Origin of the sequence: Paenibacillus sp. S-38 (assembly GCF_049942825.1) — a bacterium.
Lineage (GTDB): Bacteria > Bacillota > Bacilli > Paenibacillales > NBRC-103111 > Paenibacillus_G.
Genome location: NZ_CP187970.1, coordinates 2,419,449 through 2,438,140 on the forward strand (window position 1 = coordinate 2,419,449; position 18,692 = coordinate 2,438,140).

At 57.3% G+C, this 18,692-nt stretch carries 14 protein-coding genes; all 14 read left to right on the forward strand.

Features of this window, described 5'->3' with window-relative positions; translation table 11 throughout:
• Nucleotides 1-762: 762 nt before the first annotated feature.
• Nucleotides 763-1,728 (forward strand): carbohydrate ABC transporter permease, encoded by a 966-nt coding sequence (locus ACP26L_RS11255; protein WP_426452607.1) that lies wholly within the window; start codon nt 763-765, stop codon nt 1,726-1,728.
• On the forward strand, nt 1,725-2,555 hold the full coding sequence (locus tag ACP26L_RS11260; RefSeq protein WP_426452608.1) for a carbohydrate ABC transporter permease: 831 nt from the start codon (nt 1,725-1,727) through the stop codon (nt 2,553-2,555). The genes ACP26L_RS11255 and ACP26L_RS11260 overlap by 4 nt, the downstream gene beginning before the upstream one ends.
• 169 nt (nt 2,556-2,724) lie before the next feature.
• Nucleotides 2,725-4,476 (forward strand): cache domain-containing sensor histidine kinase, encoded by a 1,752-nt coding sequence (locus tag ACP26L_RS11265; protein ID WP_426454904.1) that lies wholly within the window; start codon nt 2,725-2,727, stop codon nt 4,474-4,476.
• A gap of 114 nt (nt 4,477-4,590) precedes the next feature.
• Complete coding sequence (locus ACP26L_RS11270; protein WP_426452609.1) at nt 4,591-5,895, forward strand: ABC transporter substrate-binding protein; 1,305 nt, start codon at nt 4,591-4,593, stop codon at nt 5,893-5,895.
• Nucleotides 5,896-5,990: 95 nt separating this feature from the next.
• Nucleotides 5,991-7,607 carry a response regulator transcription factor gene (locus ACP26L_RS11275; protein ID WP_426452610.1) on the forward strand — a complete coding sequence of 539 codons (1,617 nt, stop codon included), beginning with the start codon at nt 5,991-5,993 and terminating at the stop codon, nt 7,605-7,607.
• A gap of 38 nt (nt 7,608-7,645) precedes the next feature.
• Nucleotides 7,646-8,722, forward strand: coding sequence for an NAD(P)-dependent alcohol dehydrogenase (locus ACP26L_RS11280; protein WP_426452611.1), 1,077 nt, complete (start codon nt 7,646-7,648; stop codon nt 8,720-8,722).
• Between the two features lie 1,201 nt (nt 8,723-9,923).
• Nucleotides 9,924-10,904, forward strand: a complete 981-nt coding sequence (locus tag ACP26L_RS11285; protein ID WP_426452612.1) for an ABC transporter substrate-binding protein — start codon at nt 9,924-9,926, stop codon at nt 10,902-10,904.
• A 91-nt stretch (nt 10,905-10,995) separates the two neighbouring features.
• On the forward strand, nt 10,996-12,564 hold the full coding sequence (locus ACP26L_RS11290; protein WP_426452613.1) for a sugar ABC transporter ATP-binding protein: 1,569 nt from the start codon (nt 10,996-10,998) through the stop codon (nt 12,562-12,564).
• Nucleotides 12,561-13,532, forward strand: coding sequence for an ABC transporter permease subunit (locus tag ACP26L_RS11295; protein ID WP_426452614.1), 972 nt, complete (start codon nt 12,561-12,563; stop codon nt 13,530-13,532). The genes ACP26L_RS11290 and ACP26L_RS11295 overlap by 4 nt, the downstream gene beginning before the upstream one ends.
• A gap of 287 nt (nt 13,533-13,819) precedes the next feature.
• Complete coding sequence (locus tag ACP26L_RS11300; RefSeq protein WP_426452615.1) at nt 13,820-14,824, forward strand: LacI family DNA-binding transcriptional regulator; 1,005 nt, start codon at nt 13,820-13,822, stop codon at nt 14,822-14,824.
• A gap of 129 nt (nt 14,825-14,953) precedes the next feature.
• Nucleotides 14,954-15,808 (forward strand): ATP-dependent DNA ligase, encoded by an 855-nt coding sequence (locus ACP26L_RS11305; protein WP_426452616.1) that lies wholly within the window; start codon nt 14,954-14,956, stop codon nt 15,806-15,808.
• Nucleotides 15,809-16,039: 231 nt separating this feature from the next.
• Nucleotides 16,040-16,681 (forward strand): NAD(P)-dependent oxidoreductase, encoded by a 642-nt coding sequence (locus ACP26L_RS11310; RefSeq protein ID WP_426452617.1) that lies wholly within the window; start codon nt 16,040-16,042, stop codon nt 16,679-16,681.
• Nucleotides 16,682-16,844: 163 nt separating this feature from the next.
• Nucleotides 16,845-17,774 (forward strand): heme o synthase, encoded by a 930-nt coding sequence (gene cyoE, locus ACP26L_RS11315; RefSeq protein WP_426452618.1) that lies wholly within the window; start codon nt 16,845-16,847, stop codon nt 17,772-17,774.
• Nucleotides 17,775-18,309: 535 nt separating this feature from the next.
• Nucleotides 18,310-18,558: a hypothetical protein gene (locus tag ACP26L_RS11320; protein WP_426452619.1), complete on the forward strand. Its 249-nt coding sequence runs from the start codon at nt 18,310-18,312 to the stop codon at nt 18,556-18,558.
• Nucleotides 18,559-18,692 lie beyond the last annotated feature (134 nt).

Consider the following 18,692-nt stretch of genomic DNA (forward strand, 5'->3'; position numbering starts at 1 on the left):
AACAGCCTGGTCCTTGCCCGTTCGTTGTAACTTGTGATGGCCCAAGGCCCGCTCCTTACCTGCTCATTATAACTTGTGAAGCAAACGGCTCGTTCCTTGCCCGTTCGCACAAGCAGCAAGGGAGGTATGTCGGTTATCTTGGCACATAGCGGAACTGAAGTGCGCTATTGCCGGGATAATAGTGATCGGCATCGGATTAGCGGAACTGAGGTTCGCTATTTGAGCCCAGAAGGGGAGAATCCCTCGATTTTCAGGCACATAAGATACCTGAGTTCCGCTAATCCGCGGGAAACCAAGGGAAATACCGCAATAAGGCATCTCATTTCCGCTATTTTAAAATGTTGATAACCTTCAGCTAAACCGCGAATATACTTCTTCGAAAAACACCTCTGACCAGTGGGGTTACAATTAATAAAAAGTCAGAGCGGGGCTTGTCTTCCGCCCTACTTTTACTTTGGGTTCAGTAGAGCCACGCAGAGGTAGATGAGAGAGGGAGAGGGAATGGTGGGCTGGAAATTTTACGGGCCGCCTTTGAACATCGTGTCCTTTCCAACACGACTTCAAGATCGGTTGGAACCCCATACCCCTTCCACACCCGGTACCTACCGTATGGACTGGCACGCAGAGATCATAAAGCCCCCCCAATTAGGGGGTTTTCTTATTTTTTAAAAGAATTCGAGGATTGCCCTCATTTAGCACTGCGCCTGCACTCTCTATAATGAAGGTAACAAGCGCAAGCGAAACCAAACGAGAGGTGATCGTATGAACCGTGCTGCAGGTCCGGCTATCCAGGCCGCTTCCGGCCTCCAGAAAAAACGCGGATCGTTCCTGAAACGCTGGGACGCTCCGATTGCGGGCTATTTGTTCATCATGCCATGGCTGCTCGGCTTTATCGGGCTGACCGCTTATCCGATGATTCTGTCCCTGTATTACTCCTTCACCGACTATACGCTGATGGAGCCGATCCAGTGGGTGGGCCTCCGCAACTATGAGCGCATCTTCACCATCGACGAGAAGTTCACGCAGTCCGTAAAAGTAACGTTCCTCTATGTGCTCGCTTCCGTTCCGCTGAAGCTGATCGCGGCGCTGCTCGTAGCCGTGATTCTGAACAAGGCGGTACGCGGCATCTCCGCATACCGGACGGCGATTTACTTCCCCTCGCTCATCGGGGGCAGCATCGCGGTGTCGCTGCTGTGGCGCAACATGTTTGGCGTCGACGGCTTCTTCAACAGCGTACTGGCGCTCTTCGGCATCGAAGGCCGGGGCTGGATCACGAATCCGGATACCGCCCTCTGGTCGCTCATTCTGCTCACGGTGTGGCAGTTCGGTTCCTCGATGGTCATCTTCCTGGCCGGGCTGAAGCAGATTCCGAAGGATCTGTACGAAGCTTCTTCGGTGGACGGCGCGAGCCGGTGGATGCAGTTCCGGAAGATCACGCTCCCGATGCTCTCCCCGACGCTGTACTTCAATCTTGTGATGGGGATCATCAATGCGTTCCAGATGTTCACCTCGGCCTTCGTCATCACGAACGGCGGTCCGATGAACTCAACGATGGTGTACGCGATGTATCTGTATGAGCGGGCGTTCAGCTCCTACCAGCTCGGCTATGCGTCGGCACTGGCGTGGGTCATGCTGCTGATGATCGTCGCCGTCTCGGTGACGGTGGCGGCCACGTCCAAATACTGGGTGTTCTACGAAGGCGAAGCCGGGGGGAGGAAGGGCGCATGAAGAACGTGGCACGGCATGCTTTCATGATTTTGTTCAGCCTGATCATGGTGTATCCGGTGATCTGGTGGATCGGCGCCTCACTCAAGTCGAACAGCGAGCTGAGCTCGCCGAATCTCTTCCCGGCCGAGCCGAAGTGGAGCAACTTCACGGACGGCTGGTACTCCGTGCCGGGGCACTCCTTCACCGAGTTCTACGTGAACACGTTCACTCTGGAGATTGCGGTGCTGATCGCGACACTGCTCTCTAGCACACTCGTCGCGTTTGGCTTCGGACGGCTTGATTTTCCGCTGAAGCGGTTCTGGTTCTCGCTGCTCATGCTGACGCTGATGCTCCCCGGCCAGGTGCTCATCATCCCGCAGTATGCGATGTTCCACCAGCTCGGCTGGGTGAACACGTACCTTCCGTTCATCGTGCCGCATTTGCTGGCGGGCGGGGCCGGCGGCACCTTCTTCGTCTTCCTGCTCGTGCAGTTCGTCCGGGGGATTCCGAGAGAGCTTGACGAATCGGCCAAAATGGACGGCTGCTCCTGGTTCGGCATCTACCTGCGGATCATCATGCCGCTGATGAAGCCGGCGATCGTGACCGTCACAATCTTCTGCTTCCTGTGGAACTGGGACGACTTCCTCGGCCACCTGCTCTATCTGAACTCAGTCGATAAGTACACGGTAGGTCTGGCGATCCGGATGATCAACGATTCCCAGGCGGGCCAGCAGTGGGGCCAGCTCCTGGCGATGTCCCTGGTCTCGATCGTACCGGCGACCCTGATGTTCATGTTCCTGCAGCGGTATTTTGTGGAAGGCATTGCAACCTCGGGGATTAAGGGCTAACATGAGTAAAAAGGTTATCCGAAGACGGCAAGGGCAAAGCGGCGAAGCGGCGGGGTTTTCGCTGCTTTGCCTTTTGTCTGCATCCGGGGCATTAGCCAAGGCTCGTCCGTTGAGGATGAATTGCCGTCTATCTTAAGGAGTCTTGACGCATAGGCGGGTGATCACAGCTATGACCAATCCGTTCAAACAATACCGGGTCGACCGGTTGTTCTTTCGCAGCTTCGCTGCACTGATCATCGCCGTGCTGGCCATTACTGCGGTCGCCAGCTTCCGGATTTCTTCCAAGGAGCTGGCGACGACAACGTCCTATTATCAGCAGCAGCTGCTGGGGGAGCTCAACAATGAGATTGCCGCCCGGCTCGTGACGGTCGAGCAGATCTCGCTGTCGACCTCCCGGGACGGCGAGCTGATCTCGTTCCTGACCGAACGGCAGGACGGGTTCGAGCGGCTGCAGCAGTCGAAGAAGGTGGCCCAGACTCTGGCCAACCTCACCTACTCGATCCCGCTGATCCAGGGGATCGACCTGTACATGGACCGTCCGGTGATAGGGGATCCGAAGAACTATATCCAGTTTCGGGACCTGTCGCAGGCGCCGGGGGAGGTATGGTTCGAGGTGATGAAGACCAACGATTACGCCTGGTCCTCCGAGCATACGGTCCCGAGCGTCCAGGGCGACGTGGCCGTGCTCAGCTTCTCCCGGAACGTGATGACGACGGACAGCCGGAGGCTCGGCGTCTTGATCATTCACGTGAAGGCGGATACGATCCGGGCCATGCTGGCAGGCCACGCGGAGGAGGCGAACCGGGTCATGCTGGACGACAGCGGCAGCCCGCTGCTGAAGTCCGGGGATATTCCCCTGGAAGCGATCCCCTCCGGCTGGCTGGACCCTGCGCAGAAGGAGTCGGGGTATGCGCGCCTGAAGACCGGACCGAAAGCCGCCGATACCCTGCTCGTCTACTCGAAGTCGCCGGACACGCACTGGACGATCGTGGAGGTAACGCCCTGGAGCCGCATCTCGGCCGGCAGCTACCGCCTCGCGGAGGTGATCGCCCTGATCGGCGTGGCGGCGGTCGTCCTGACGCTGCTGCTCACCCACTGGCTCAGCCGCCAGTTCACGAAGCCGATCAAGCTGCTCCTCTCGGCGATGGGCTCCTACACACCCGGACGCCAGAAGACCGAGCTGCCGGAGGATTACCGCAACGAGTTCGGCGTGCTGTTCTCCGGCTACCGCAAGCAGAACGAGCGGATCGAAGAGCTGTACCTCTCGCTGCAGCGCCGCTACGAGCTGCAGCGGCAGGCCGAGATTGAGGCGCTGCAGGCCAATATCAATCCCCACTTCCTGTACAACACGCTGGACCAGCTGAACTGGATGGCGATTGCGGCGGGACAGGGGGGGATGAGCCGAATCCTGGAGCTCATGGGCCGGATGTTCCGGATCGGGCTGTCGAACGGCAGCAGCTTCATCTCCATCGGCGACGAGCTCCTGCATGTCGAGAGCTACCTGGAGATCCAGCAGCTGCGCTGGGGCAGCGGCCTGGAGTATGAGATCGAGGTGCCGTCCGAGCTCAAGGCGCTCTACATCCCGAAGCTTACGCTGCAGCCGTTTATCGAGAACTCGGTCACCCATGGCTTCCACGGCCGGCGCGAGGGCCGGATCCGGCTGAGCCTGGCCCTTGACGGCGGCATCATTACGGTCCGGATCGAGGACAACGGCTGCGGGCTCCGCGGGAAGGCGGAGGACCGGCCGCAGCGCCCGACCGGGGGCTATGGCATCCGCAACGTCAGAGAGCGGCTGCTCGGCTACTTCGGCGAAGGCTTCGGGGTCATGCTGGAGGACCGGGAGGAGGGGGGGACCCGGGTGACGGTCCGCATTCCCGAGCTGCCTCAGCCTCCGGCCCCCGAGCGACCGGCCGAACCGTGACGCATCCTTCGTATATTTTGAAGGAGATTGTGCATCTCTCTTATACCCAAGGAGAATCGGTCTTGGTACGATAATCGTACGGCATCTATCATACAATGCAGGGGGATCGATAGCATGATGAAATGGAAACGTTCTCTACACGTCCTGCTCGTCGGAGCGCTCGCCGGCTCTCTCGCGGCTTGCAGCAGCGGAGCAGGCACGAACACGGAAGGAAGCGGCAGCGGAGCCGCAGCGGCAGGTGACGGCAAAGTGAAGCTGCGCATCATGTGGTGGGGCTCGGCAGAGCGCCACGATGCGACGAAGGCGGTGCTTGACCTATACACGAAGCAGCATCCGAACGTGACCTTCGAGCCGGAGTTCTCCGGGATGGACGGGTATCTGGACAAGCTGTCCACGCAGGCGGCGTCGAACAATGCGCCGGATATCTTCCAGCTGGATCCGGGGTGGATCTCGGACTGGGCGGCGCGCAGCCAGCTGGCGACACTGACGCCGGAGGTCGATCTCGCCAAGGTGGACCCGAAGGTGCTCTCCGGAGGGCAGGCCGGCGGCAAGCAGGTGGCCGTGCCGCTCGGCTCCGTCGCTTACGGCATGATCTACGACAAGGCTGCGCTCGACAAGGTGGGCATTGCCGCTCCGAAGGATGGCTGGACCTGGGACGATTTCTTCGCGATGGCGAAGGAAACCAAAGGCAAGCTGCCGAAGGGCCAATACTTCACAAAGGACTTCGCCGGTGATTACTTCGCTTACAGCGCCTACCAGTACAGCAAGGGCAAAGGAACGATCATTACGAACGACGGCAAGTTCAATCTTGACCAGGAGGCGTTCCTCGAGTGGACGAGGAAGTTCGCCGAGCTCCGCCAGGAAGGGATTGTTCCGCCGGCGGATCTCAATGCGTCGGATAAGGAATTCGACCCGACGATGGACCTGATGGTGTCGGGCAAAATTATTTTCCGCCTGAGCTTCTCCAACAACTACGGGGCTTGGGACAGCCTCAAGAAAGGCGCCTACGCTCTCGTGACGATGCCGCGCGGGAAAGAGGCCGGCGGCTGGCTGAAGCCTTCGATGTTCTTCGGCGTCTCCGCCCACTCGAAGAACGCGGAAGAGGCCAAGAAGTTCGTGAACTGGTTCGTGAACGATCCGGAGGCCGGCAAAATTCTGAAGACGGTCCGCGGCCTTCCGGTGAACAAGGACATCGCCGCTTCGCTGGAATCGGACATGAGCGAGACGGACAAGATCGGTCTGGCGCTGCTGCACGCCACGGAGAAGGACGGACAGACCTATACGCCGGGCGCGAAGGGATGGACGAACTTCATCGACAAGGATTGGCCGCTGGTCCGCGACCAGCTCAGCTTCGGCAAGCTGTCGCCGGAGGCCGCCTTCGATCAGCTGAAGAAGAGCGCGCAAAACTATGAGAAATAAAGGATCGGCAGTAAGCATCAGGCAGGTAGGATAAGAACACGCCGCAGCCCGGACAGATCCTGTCCGGGTTCCGGCATGCAGAGGGGGATGACCGGATGTGGAAGATCGCGATTATTGATGATGACCGGAATGTACTGGAAGGGATGAAACGTGCCATCCCCTGGGAGGAGCTCAATTCCGAGTGGGCGGGCGAAGCCCTGAACGGAGAGGAAGGGCTTCACATGATCCACTCCCACGACCCGGATATCGTGATTACCGATATCTATATGCCGGTCATGAACGGGCTCGAGATGATCGAGAAGCTGCGGGAGCGGGATTTTCACGGCAAGGTCATTATCCTGAGCGGGTATTCCGACTTTGAGTACGCCCGGCAGGCACTGCGGCTGAATGTCAGCGACTATCTGTCGAAGCCGGTCAGCATCCCGACGCTGAAGACCATTCTTGGCAAAGTCATCGAGGAGCTGAAGGGGGAAGAGCAGCGGAGCCGGCAGGAGGAGCTGGAGCAGAAGCTGGCGGTCTATGAGCCCTTCATCCAGAAGGAATGGGTGAAGTCCGCCGCCGCCGGTACGCTCGACAGCTTCTATCACCAGGAGGGGATGCTTCCGCCGGCGTACCGCTTCTGGACGGAGCGGGAGCATGTGGTCGTCGGGATCGACGTCGTCCGCGACTTCCGTGCCAGCGAAGTTTCGCTCACCGACTGGAACCTGTTCCGCTTTGCGATCAGTAATATCGCCTCGGAGATCGCGGGAGATCTGTTCGCAGCGTTCGAGTATACGGACCTGCACAGCACCCGCTCGGCGCTCGTCATTCATCCGCAGAAGGGGGAGAGTGCGGAGGGGGTGCAGCAGCGGCTTGAGCGCCTTGGTACGCGGCTGATCGACTGTGTCGGGGGCTATCTCAAGCTCGTGATCCGCGTGGGAGTCGGGACCGTCAAGGAGCATTGGCCCGACATTCCGGACTCCACGGAGGAAGCCTTCCGGGCCATCGACCTGCAGGAAGAGCGCATGGCGCCGGGGTATGAGCTGTATGGCAGCGGAGCCGCCGGGAAGAGCGGCGTGCAGCCGGTCAGGATGCGGCCGGTGAAGTTCTACCTGGAGCTGGCCGGGGCGATCAAGAGTTCTCAGCTCCAGCAGGCACAGGGGATCGTGGACGATTATATGCGTCAGCTCGAAGAGCGGGGAGACCTCACTCCCGGCGATCTGCAGATGCTGGCGGGCGAGCTGTGGGGCATTTTGGCGTATACCCTGTACGAGACCGGCCAGGTGCTCGACGACCTGTTCGGGGGCGGGCAGATTGCCAAAGAGAAGGCGGGACTTACGAAACCCGGGCAGCTGGCCGAGTGGCTCAAGGATAAAATCTCCGTGATCTGCTCGAGCCGGGAGCTGAAGGGCAGCGGAAAACACCGCAAAGCGGTCGAATTCATGGTAGGCTATATCCATGAGCATTATGCCGAGGACATCACGCTGGGAGAGCTGGCGGACAAGCTGCTCATCTCGCGGAACTACCTGGCGATCATCTTCAAGAATGTGACCGGCGAAGCCTTCAACTCCTATCTGGCGCGTGTCCGGATTGAGAAGGCGAGGGAGCTGCTCCTGGAGAGAAACATGCTCGTGTACGAAGTGGCGGAGAAGGTCGGTTACAAGAATGTGCCGTATTTCAGCACGCTCTTCAAGAAGTTCACCGGCATGAATCCGACGGAATTGGTCAAGTAAGCAAGCGGCGGCGGTACCATAACCATGGAGAGGTTGGGATGAAGATGGCAGAGCATGAGCTTCCGAAGACAATGAGGGCAGCGGTGATGCACCGTACGCGGTCGATCGTGATCGAAGAGATGCCCGTTCCGGAGATCGGGCCGCACGAGGTGCTGGTCAAAGTCATGGCAGTAGGCATCTGCGGCTCCGATCTGCACTATTATACGCACGGCCGGATCGGCCCGTATGTCGTGGAGGGGCCCTTCATCCTCGGGCACGAATGCGCCGGCGACGTTGCGGCGGTGGGGTCTGCGGTAAGCCGGTTTGAAGTAGGAGACCGTGTGGCCGTCGAACCGGGCGTCACCTGCGGACGCTGCGAAGCCTGCAAGGCAGGCCGGTACAATCTATGTCCCGATGTCGAGTTCCTGGCGACGCCTCCCTATGACGGGGCTTTCGTGCAGTATATCAAAATCCGTGAGGACTTCCTCTTCCCAATCCCGGACAGCCTTTCCTACGAAGAGGCCGCACTGGTGGAGCCGTTCTCGGTCGGCATCCATGCGGCGGCCCGTACGGGGCTTCAGCCGGGCTCGACCGTCGCCATCATGGGCATGGGGCCGGTCGGTCTCATGGCTGTGGCGGCAGCCAAGGCATACGGGGCGGCCGAGATCATCGTGACCGACCTGGAGCCGCTGCGGCTCGATGCGGCGAAGCGGCTCGGCGCCACCCATGCCGTTAACATCCGCGAGCAGGATCCGCTGCAAGCGGTCAAGGAGTTCACGGGCGGCCGGGGCGTCGACGTCGCCTGGGAGACGGCCGGCAATCCGAAGGCGCTGCAGTCCGCGCTGGGGTCGCTCCGCCGGGGCGGGAAGCTTGCGATCGTCGGACTCCCCGCGCAGGATGAGATCCCGCTCAACGTACCGTTTATCGCGGACAACGAAGTCGATATCTACGGGATCTTCCGCTATGCGAATACGTATCCGAAGGGGATCCGCTTCCTGTCGTCGGGCATCGTCGATGCGAAGAGCCTGATCACGGACCGCTTCATGCTGGAGCAGACGCAGGAAGCGATGGAGCGGGCGCTGAATCACAAGAGCGAATGCCTGAAGGTGGTCGTCTATCCGAACGGTCTGCTCTAGGGCCGGAAGGCCGGAGTCGGGCCGCCAAGCATCCTGCAGCTGCCCGTACCGGGATCGGTCATCCCCTCGTCCTTACGCTTCTTCGACCACCCGAAACGGAGAAGCTGCAGGACTTGGCAGTGAGTGGAGTAGAGGGGCGAATGAACTCCGCGGGAAAGCCATGGGCTTTCCCGTTTTTCGGTTCCGCGGATGCTTGAGCCTCCGGCCGGCCTGGTGACCCCTCAACCCAAGTCAGAGGAATTTATCATGAGGAAGAGAGGGCTAACGGGTTAGGTGATGGGGAATAATTCTAAAATAGGGATTGACATATCCAATTATTAGGACATATAATGCAAACAGCGGTGAATGAATACGATTACATATCATTAGCAAGCAAACGTAATCGATTAACTAAGTCAGTCATTCGATTATGAACTGGCAAGCGGAAGAGGTACCTGCGGACCCTTGGATTATTGGTTGTTCACAAGCCTAAGTTTGTTTGCGGGCTAATCGACTAACTGCATAGGTATCCAACTTTCAGCCCTTGGTTTGGTCCATACGTAATCGATTAACCACATGTTAGCGCAGCGGGTTTCCTTTCGCTTGACCTATACGCAAGCGATTAACTGCATGAACGCGCAGCGTGCATCCTTTCACTTAGTCCATACGTAATCGATTAACTGGATGCCTATTTCCAATGGAATCCTATCCTTTTGTCTGGCTCAAACGTAATCGATTAACCGCAATGTAACCAGCATGCATCCTTTCGCTTCCGCATAGAGTTTTAGCCCATACGTAATCGCTTGGCAGCCTGCTAATCCAATGTGCATCCTATCGTATTACCGTATCGATCTAACCGCCTGCAAGGCCAACTTGCGTCCATTCGCTTGGCCCAAACAAAAACTTCATATGCACCAAACTTGCATCCTTTCGCTTAGCTCATACACAAACGATTAACCGCTTGTTCATCCCATGTGCATCCATAGTGTATCCATTAGTTTCTGCTCCTTGCGCAATAGATTAACCACATCTACACCCAACGTGTACTTTCTCTTTCGTTCTGCTCTTACGTAATCGATTAACTAATTGCAATCGCTTTCGCCTAATCCTGCTGGAAAGGAGGTGCTGCCGAGCTTCATTCATTGCCCTAATCACACAGTTCAACCAATCGGTGGTCAGCTGCACAAACAAAGAAAACAGATTACCTTCGGGAGGAAAACCAATGAAACCAATGAAAACGGTAACCAAGCCTATCGCTATGATCATGTCCCTGATCTGCTTCATCATCCTGTCGGCCTGCGCCTCCGGTGCAGGCACCGAGCCTGCCTCAAGCGGCAGCGCCAAGGATCCCTCGGCCAAGAAAATCCGGATCGGTCTGACCGTACCGACGCTCAGCAACCCGTTCTTCGTCGCGATGTCCAAGGGCGCCCAGCAGGCGGCATCCAAATTCAACGCTGAAGTGATTACCGTAAGCGCCGACCAGGATTTGGCCAAGCAAACCGCACAGATTGAGGATTTCATTACGAAGAAGGTCGACTTGATTCTTCTCAGCCCGTTTGATTCCAAGGGCATTGCTGCAGCCGTAGGACAGGCCAAAGCGGCGAACATCCCGGTTATCGCGGTCGACGGATTCGCTGAAGGCGGAATCCAAACGGTCGTCATGTCCGACAATGTGATGGCCGGCACCCTGGCGGGCGAATACCTCGCCAAGCGGCTGAACGGCAAAGGGAACATCGTCATTATGGACGGTCCTCCCGTCTCGGCGGTAACGGATCGCATCAAGGGCTTCGAAGAAGTGATGAAGAAGTATCCGGACATCAAGGTGATCGCGAAGCAGAACGGCGAAGGCAACCGGGAGAAGGCGCTGTCCGTCATGGAGAACATTCTGCAGGCAAACAAGAAGATCGATGCCGTATTTGCCATCAACGATCCGGAAGGCGTGGGTATCAAGATCGCAGCCGAGCAGGCCGGCCGGGACAGCGAATTCTTCATCGTCGGGGTGGACGGGGCTCCGGATGCGGTAACCGCCCTCAAAGAAAAGAAAGCTTTCGCAGCCACCTCCGCCCAATTTCCTAACGAGATGGTGATCAAGGCTGTCGAACTTGGCCTTCAGCTCAAGGAAGGCAAGACCCTTGATGCCCAGGTGCTCATTCCGGTGGAGTTGATTACGCAGGAGAATGTGGAACAGTACCGGGGCTGGTAACCGGTAAGTCAGGAGCATGGGTGGTGTCCCCCGAGACATCACCGGCCGCTGCGGCCAAAGATGCGGCAAGAACGGAGAGGAGTGTGGCGGCATGACCGTAGTGCGGGAACCGGAAGTGATGCTGCAGGATGGAAAGAATATGCGTCTGGCGGTGCTGCAGATGCAGGGAATCAGCAAATCCTTTTCAGGCGTACAGGTCCTGCGGGGAATTGACCTGACGCTGTACAAGGGCGAGGTCCATGCGCTGATGGGCGAGAACGGAGCGGGCAAATCGACTCTAATGAAGATCATGTCGGGCATCCACCGCCCCGATTCCGGCAGGATCGTCTACAAGGGTGCCGAGGTTGCCTGGAACGGTCCGCTAGAAGCAAGATTCAGGGGGATCAGCGTCATTCATCAGGAAATCAGCCTGTCGCCGAACCTGACGATCGGAGAGAATATTTTCATGGGAACCCGGTTTCCGAAGAATCGGTTCGGTCTTATCAAGTGGAATGAGATTCATGAGAAGGCCGAGGAGGTGCTGCAGTCGATCGGGTCCACGCTGAAATCGAGAATGAAGGTGTCCAGTCTGAGCGTCGCCCAGCAGCAGATTGTGGAGATCGCGAGAGCACTGTCCTTTAATTCCGAAATTCTGATCATGGATGAACCGACGGCTTCTTTGACGGATAAGGAAATCGACAAGCTGTTTGTGATTATTGAAGATTTGAAGCGAAAAGGCGTGGCCATCGTGTACATCTCGCACCGTATGGAGGAGATCTTCCAGATTTCCGACCGCTGCACGGTGATGAGAGACGGGCAGTACATTGCCAGTCTGCCGATCAAGGAGACCAACCCGAATCACCTGGTGAAGCTCATGGTGGGAAGGGAGCTGCATCATTTGTTCCGGAAGGAGACCGTGCAGGACTCTCCTTCCTCCCGCCGCGACGGCAAGCCGGTGCTCGAATTGAAAGAGGTGTCGGACCGCAGCATCGTGAGGAACGTGTCGCTTAAGCTGTACCCCGGCGAGATCGTTGGGCTGGCAGGACTCGTGGGGGCCGGCCGAACGGAGCTGCTTCGGACGATCTTCGGCGTGAGCCGGTTGGGCAGCGGCCAAATTCTGCTGGACGGGCAGCAGGTGCATATTGCTTCGCCGCTGGACGCCATCGGACTCGGCATCGCCCATGTTCCGGAGAGCCGAAAGGAGCAGGGCTTGTTCCCGAACCTCTCGGTGAAGGAGAACATTATCATGAACCGGATGCACCACTACCGCAAGGGCGGGATGCTCAGATTCAAAGAGATGGATGCCGAGGTGGAGCAGTACATCCGGGAGCTCGGTGTGAAGACGGCGACGTCGGCACAGAATGTCATGGGGCTGAGCGGCGGGAATCAGCAGAAGGTCGTCATTGCCAGGTGGCTGTCGATCGGGCCGAAGGTGCTGCTGCTCGATGAGCCGACAAGGGGAGTCGACGTGGGAGCCAAGACGGAGATTCACAAGATCATCTGCCAATTGGCCGAGAAGGGGCTGGCCGTTCTCATGGTTTCTTCCGAGCTGCCGGAGATCCTCGGTGTCAGTGACCGGATTCTGGTGATGCATGAGGGAAGAATCAAGGCGGAATTATCCCGCGGGGAAGCGACGCAGGAGAAGATTATGTATTATGCAACGGGGGAGAGCAGGCCATGAGCATGAATACGCAGGTTACCGCAAGTCCATCCATCTCGTTAAGGAAGAAAATGATTCCCCTATGGAATCAGCTCGGCATGCTGATCATCCTGGTTCTGCTGTGCCTGGTGCTGGCATTGTTCGCTCCTTACTTTACAGAGGCGAGCAATATGCTGAACATCCTGAAGCAGTCCTCCATTACGGCAATCCTGGCAGCGGGCATGACTCTCGTCATTCTGACGGGAGGCATCGATCTGTCGGTAGGCGCCACGCTGGCCCTGGCGGGAGTGATCTCCGTGATGCTGTCCAACAGCGGAGTGCACCCCGTCACTGCGATGGCAGCCGGAGCTGTTGTAGGCTACGTAGCTGGAGCGATTAACGGCTATTTGACGGCCGTGGCGAAGCTGCCGTCCTTCGTGGTCACGCTGGGGAGCATGACCTATCTGCGGGGCATCGCCTTCGTCATCAGCAGCGGGCTGCCTGTCGTGCTTCAGAATAAGCTGTTTATCTTTTTCGGTGCCGGCACCCTGCTGGGAATTCCCACCCCGATCTATATCATGGCCGTGGTGTATATCGCGATGTTCTTTGTACTGAAGTACACGATGTTCGGGCGCCACGTATACGCCATCGGAGGCAATGAGGAGGCGGCCCGCTTAACCGGTATCAAGGTGGAACGGACACTGATTCACGTGTATTCCCTCAGCGGTCTGATGGCGGGCATTGCAGGCGTGGTCATGGCCGGCCGGGTCATCTCCGGACAGCCCAATGCGGGGATCAGCTTCGAGCTCGATGCGATTGCGGCCGTCATCCTCGGCGGCACGAGCTTTGTGGGCGGGATCGGGCGCATTCAGGGCACCATTATCGGCGTGTTGATCATGGCGGTGCTCGGCAATGGGTTGACCCTTCTCAATGTCGACTACTACTGGCAGCTGATCGTGAAGGGGCTCGTGATCGTGATTGCCGTGCTGCTGGATAAACTCCGCAATTAACGAAGCCGGATCAGCGCTCGGAGGCAAGCGGAGCGGGGGTTCATAGAGATATGACGAAGGCATTAGACCCGCTCTAATGCCTTTTTTTCAAATCTAAGAATTTATATCTCTCGAAGGCTCGATCCCGTAATCTTATATTTTTAATCAACGCTCATCGTCCATAAAGGACGGCCAAGCCGTTTATCTTATACGGGGACGGCCACTTGAAGATTCGGGGAGGCGGCGGTATGATTAGGATTATCATCAATCCATCATCAGGGAAGACGGATAATCGAGAGGGAAACGAAATGGGTGCTAAAATCAAGGATGTGGCGAGTCTCGCCGGGGTGTCGACGGCAACCGTATCCCACGTCATCAACAATACAAGGTATGTGTCGAATGAAGTCAAACAAAAAGTAAACGATGCCATGCAGGAGCTGAACTATCTGCCCCATCCGGCGGCCCGCTCTTTGCGGCGCCAGCGCTCGAATATTATCGGACTGATCGTTCCGATCAAGAAAAACGATTCCACGCACCAGTATTTTATGGCGATTGCGAGTGGAATTGAGAGCGTCCTCAAAAAGAGCGGCTACCATTTGTTATTGAGCAACTCGATGGAAAGCCCGGAAGAGGAGATCGAACGGATCAAAGTGTTCAACTCCCAGCATATTGAGGGATTGATCCTCGCTCCGACGAGCGGCTTCGGCAAAGAACAGGAGTCGCCCCCCTTCGGCAGCTATCCCGTGGTGTATATCGACCGGAAGCCCTCCAGGTTCGAGAGTGACTGCGTGATCGCGGACGGGTTCCGGAGCAGCTACGAGGGCATGAAGCTTCTGATCGAGAAGGGGCACCGGCGGATCGGCTTTCTCTCCGGGGGGCTCGACATCTCCTCGACGAGCCTGCGGTACCAGGCGTATGTCCAGGCGCTGAAGGATCACGGCCTGCCTTATGATGAGGAGCTTACGCGCAGAACCTACGACACCACCTGGAAGACAGGCTACCGGATGACGGCAGAGCTGTTCGAGCAGCAGCGGATGACGGCTCTCTTTGCCGCCAACAACACCTTATGTCTGGGAGCGACCAGTTATTTGAAGGAACACGGGATCCGCATTCCGCAGGACTTCGGGATTCTGGGCTACGACGATTATGAATGGACGGAAGTCATTACACCGCCGCTGACGGTGATCCGGCAGCCCGCCTACGAGATCGGGGAGAAGGCGGCCGAGCTGCTGCTGGAGCGTATTGCTTCACCAAAAAGAAAATCGAAGGAACTCCTGCTGCCGAGCGTCTTGGTCCGGCGGGACTCCATATAGCACCCCTTCCTGAAGGAAAGGAGGTGCTTTTTCTTTTTATGCATCGCCGTGGCATGCCCTGCGGGATAATTTACCGATACTCGGCGGGTGTCTGCCGCTATATACTCGGTAATGAGGTGGTTTTGAACCGTGTTTATCTCTCCGATGCTGCCCGAGACGGCGAAGCATCCATTCTCGAATGACCAATATTTGTTCGAACCGAAAATCGACGGCCACCGTCTTGTTCTGTCCCGCCAAGGAGGGCAGACGCGGCTGTATACGCGTTATCACCATGACTGCACCTTCCAGTATCCGGAGCTGGGTCCGATCCCTCTGGACGACATTGTCCTTGACGGGGAGGTGGCGGTCACGGACGCTTCCGGCGCGATCGACTCTGAGGCCGTGATGGACCGCTTGGCGCTGCGGAAGCCGGACGAAGTGCGCCGGGCTGCCGCCGAGCGGCCGGTCAACTACATAGTGTTCGACGTGCTGCGCTATCACGGAGCGGACCTGCGGGGCCTGCCGCTGTACCGGCGCAAGGAAATCCTGGCCGGGATCGACTTCGGCAATCCGTATATGGCCAAGGTGCCGGTTGTACCGAAGGAGGGCGAGCTGCTCTTCGAGCAGATTGCGGCAAGGCGGCTCGAAGGCATCGTGGCCAAGCGGTTGGATTCCGTCTATGTCGGCCGCCGGTCCGAAGCCTGGCTGAAGATTACCAACTGGCAGTACGCGGAGGTGTATCTTACCGGCTATAAGAAAGAAGGATTCGGGTGGCTGGCCGCCGCTGCGGGGCCGGGAGGGAAGCTGAATCCTGCCGGCTTGATCGAGCTTGGCGTGACCCCGAAGATCCGGTCGGCTTTCGACGGCGTAAGAGAGCAGCTCACAACCGGCGAAGACGGGGAGTTCGTGTACCTGGAACCGAAGCTGAAGGCTAAGGTGAAAATGCAAAGCTGGACCCGGGCTGGCATGCTCCGCTCCCCGGTATTCGTGCAGTTCTGCCTATAAAGACAAGGGGAGGCCGGGAGGAAGGACCCTGCAGGAAGGAAAGACAGGCACCATCACGCTGCACAGCCGCGGGACATGATCGCATGATCCCCCGGCTTTTTTTGTCGTACCGCGCATTTTAACGATAATCGATCATAGGGAGCGAAAAAGGGTTGACAAAAGCACTACATGTAACTAATATAGTTACATGTAGCAATGTTAGTTACACCAATGCGGAAAGAAGGTTTTGATATGAACATCGGAATTATCGGAGCGGCAGGTAAAGCGGGTACCGTCATTGCCAAGGAAGCGGTGAGCCGCGGACACGAAGTGACCGCCATCGTCAGAAATGCATCGAAAGCACAGGGACTGCAGGCATCCATCTTGGAGAAGGATATCTTCGATCTGACTTCGGGCGATCTGCAGGGCTTCGACGTTGTAGTCAATGCGTTCGGTGCCGCACCCGGGCAGGAGCACCTTCACGTGGAAGCGGGCCGAGCGCTCATCGAAGCGCTGAAAGGCGCACCCGGCACCCGCCTGATCGTTGTCGGGGGAGCGGGCAGCCTCTATGTGGATGAAGCGAAGACGACCAGGCTGATGGACACGCCACAGTTCCCCAAGGAATACTTCGCCACGGCATCCAACCAAGGCCGGAACCTTGAGGATCTGCAGCAGGAGAAAGAGCTTCGGTGGACCTTCGTCAGCCCGGCGGCCTTCTTCAACCCGGAGGGCAAGCGCACGGGAGCTTACCGGAAGGGCAAGGACCATTTGATGGTCAACGAAAAAGGAGACAGCTATGTAAGCTATGCCGATTATGCGGTAGCGATTCTGGATGAGGTGGAGAATCCCCAGCACCTCCAGGAACGGTTTACCGTGGTTTCGGAAGCGGAATAACCTCTAAGTTATGGCCATCCTATATAGGGTGGCTTTCTTTGTTTTAACCGTTTTGCCACAGGATTATGACAGAATGATGATGGTTTGCGGATGAATCGCAATTTGAGGGCGATAATGTGATAAGATAGAGGAACAAAGAGAGCAGGGAGGGCGTGTTTGATTCATGCGCACGTTAAAAGGAAATCAACTTGGTGCGGGCTATGACCTCGCGGCCATTCCGTTCACGAAGGTACTGTTCGATACCATCAAGATCGGCATTATCAAATCCAATCTGATCGCAATGTTCGCGGGGCTCAGTATGGCGCTGTTTGTTCTGGACATCCCGTTCTTCGATAAGGTTATAGAGATCGCATTGGCATTTGTCGGATCGACACTGGTCATCGGCTCGGCAGGTGCGTTCAATAATCTCTACGACAGGGATATCGATATCATTATGGAACGCACCAAGCAGCGGCCTACGGTTACAGGGCGGATCGGCACAGGCACGGGCTTGTCGATCGGCATCGGAATGGCTGCCGCCGGATTGATCATACTATATCTAGCTACTCCGCTGGCCGCGCTCTTCGGCTTCCTGGGATTGTTCCTGTATGTGGTCCCTTATACGATGTGGACCAAGCGCCGCACGGTCTATAATACCGAGGTGGGCAGCCTCTCGGGGGCCACGCCGCCGCTGATCGGCTGGGCCGCCATTACACCGGATATGATGCACTGGGGGATCGCCGCGCTGTTCGTGCTGATGCTCGTCTGGCAGATGCCGCACTTCTATGCCATCGCGATCCGCCGGACCGAAGAGTACCGCGCGGCCAATGTTCCGATGCTTCCGGTAGTCAAAGGACTCCACCGCACCTATCTGCAGACGAATTTCTACCTCGCGGCGCTGCTGGTGTCCAGTATTCTGTTCTGGCCGTTCAGTCCGTTTATTGCCGTGACGGCGGCTGTGCTCAGCTTGAGCTGGTTTATCCTCAGTCTTGTCGGCTACCGGCGCATGCAGCCCGGCGGCTGGGCCAAGGCGATGTTCATCTTCTCGCTGAACCACATTACGATCCTGCTGTCCATCATCATCGGCTATTCGTTGATTAAGCCGCTGTTCTAAGGCATAGCTGAGCAGACTCATCCCGTAAGGGGACAACCCTTGCTTTCAACCGAGATACCGCCTATAGGGCGGTATTTTTTTATTATTCAATTGATGAAAATAGCGGAAGTCCGGTGCGTTATCAACAGGGTAATGCTGGAAAACAGCCCGATAAGATACCACACTTCCTACTGTAAAACGAACGTTGGGGCGCCGTGCTGAAACGATCGGTCACCGGATGCGGAGGCTGAGCGCATACCTTCGGCGCGAACTGTAGGTCGCGGATCGCTGCCGCCCGAGACACATAGCGGATCAGCTCCGCATGCAGCCGCTGCAGCTGAGGCCATCCGTCCGGTAGGCGTACTACTCGCACCTCTGTCCTCGTATGGACGGCGGTGAGATAGGGCTCCTACCAGATCAGGTTGAAGTAGAGAGGCCTGCTGCCTCTCAGCGGTCCCGGTAGAGCGGAGTAGATTAGAGAGGGAATGGATATGGCGTGGAGAGTTTCCGGGCAATAAACTGGTATAATAAGGTTGATGGTGAGGGGGAGAGAAGCATGGACGTCAAGTATCTCATCCACTGGCAGTTATTTCTCATCTTTATGGTCTTCATCAGCAAATACGAAATGTTCTACGGTCCGAACGGGTTGATCTGGATTCTCCTCATTTCTGTAGGGCTCGGGTTCGTGGATTACCTGCTGGCTAAGCTCAGCACCAAAGTCAGCCTTCTGAACCAAAGGGTGACTCTCCCTGTCATGATCGGTGCGGTTATCGCCGGAGCGGTATTATTCTATAACCTGCTGTAAGTTGGCCTACACCGTTTAAGTTGGACACCGCAGTGATAGAGCAGGCGTTTAACCAAATAACCCCCATTTCCCAAAAGGCCGGAGTGAGAAGCTCACACCGCCTGACGGGAAATGGGGGTATTTGGACTGACTGA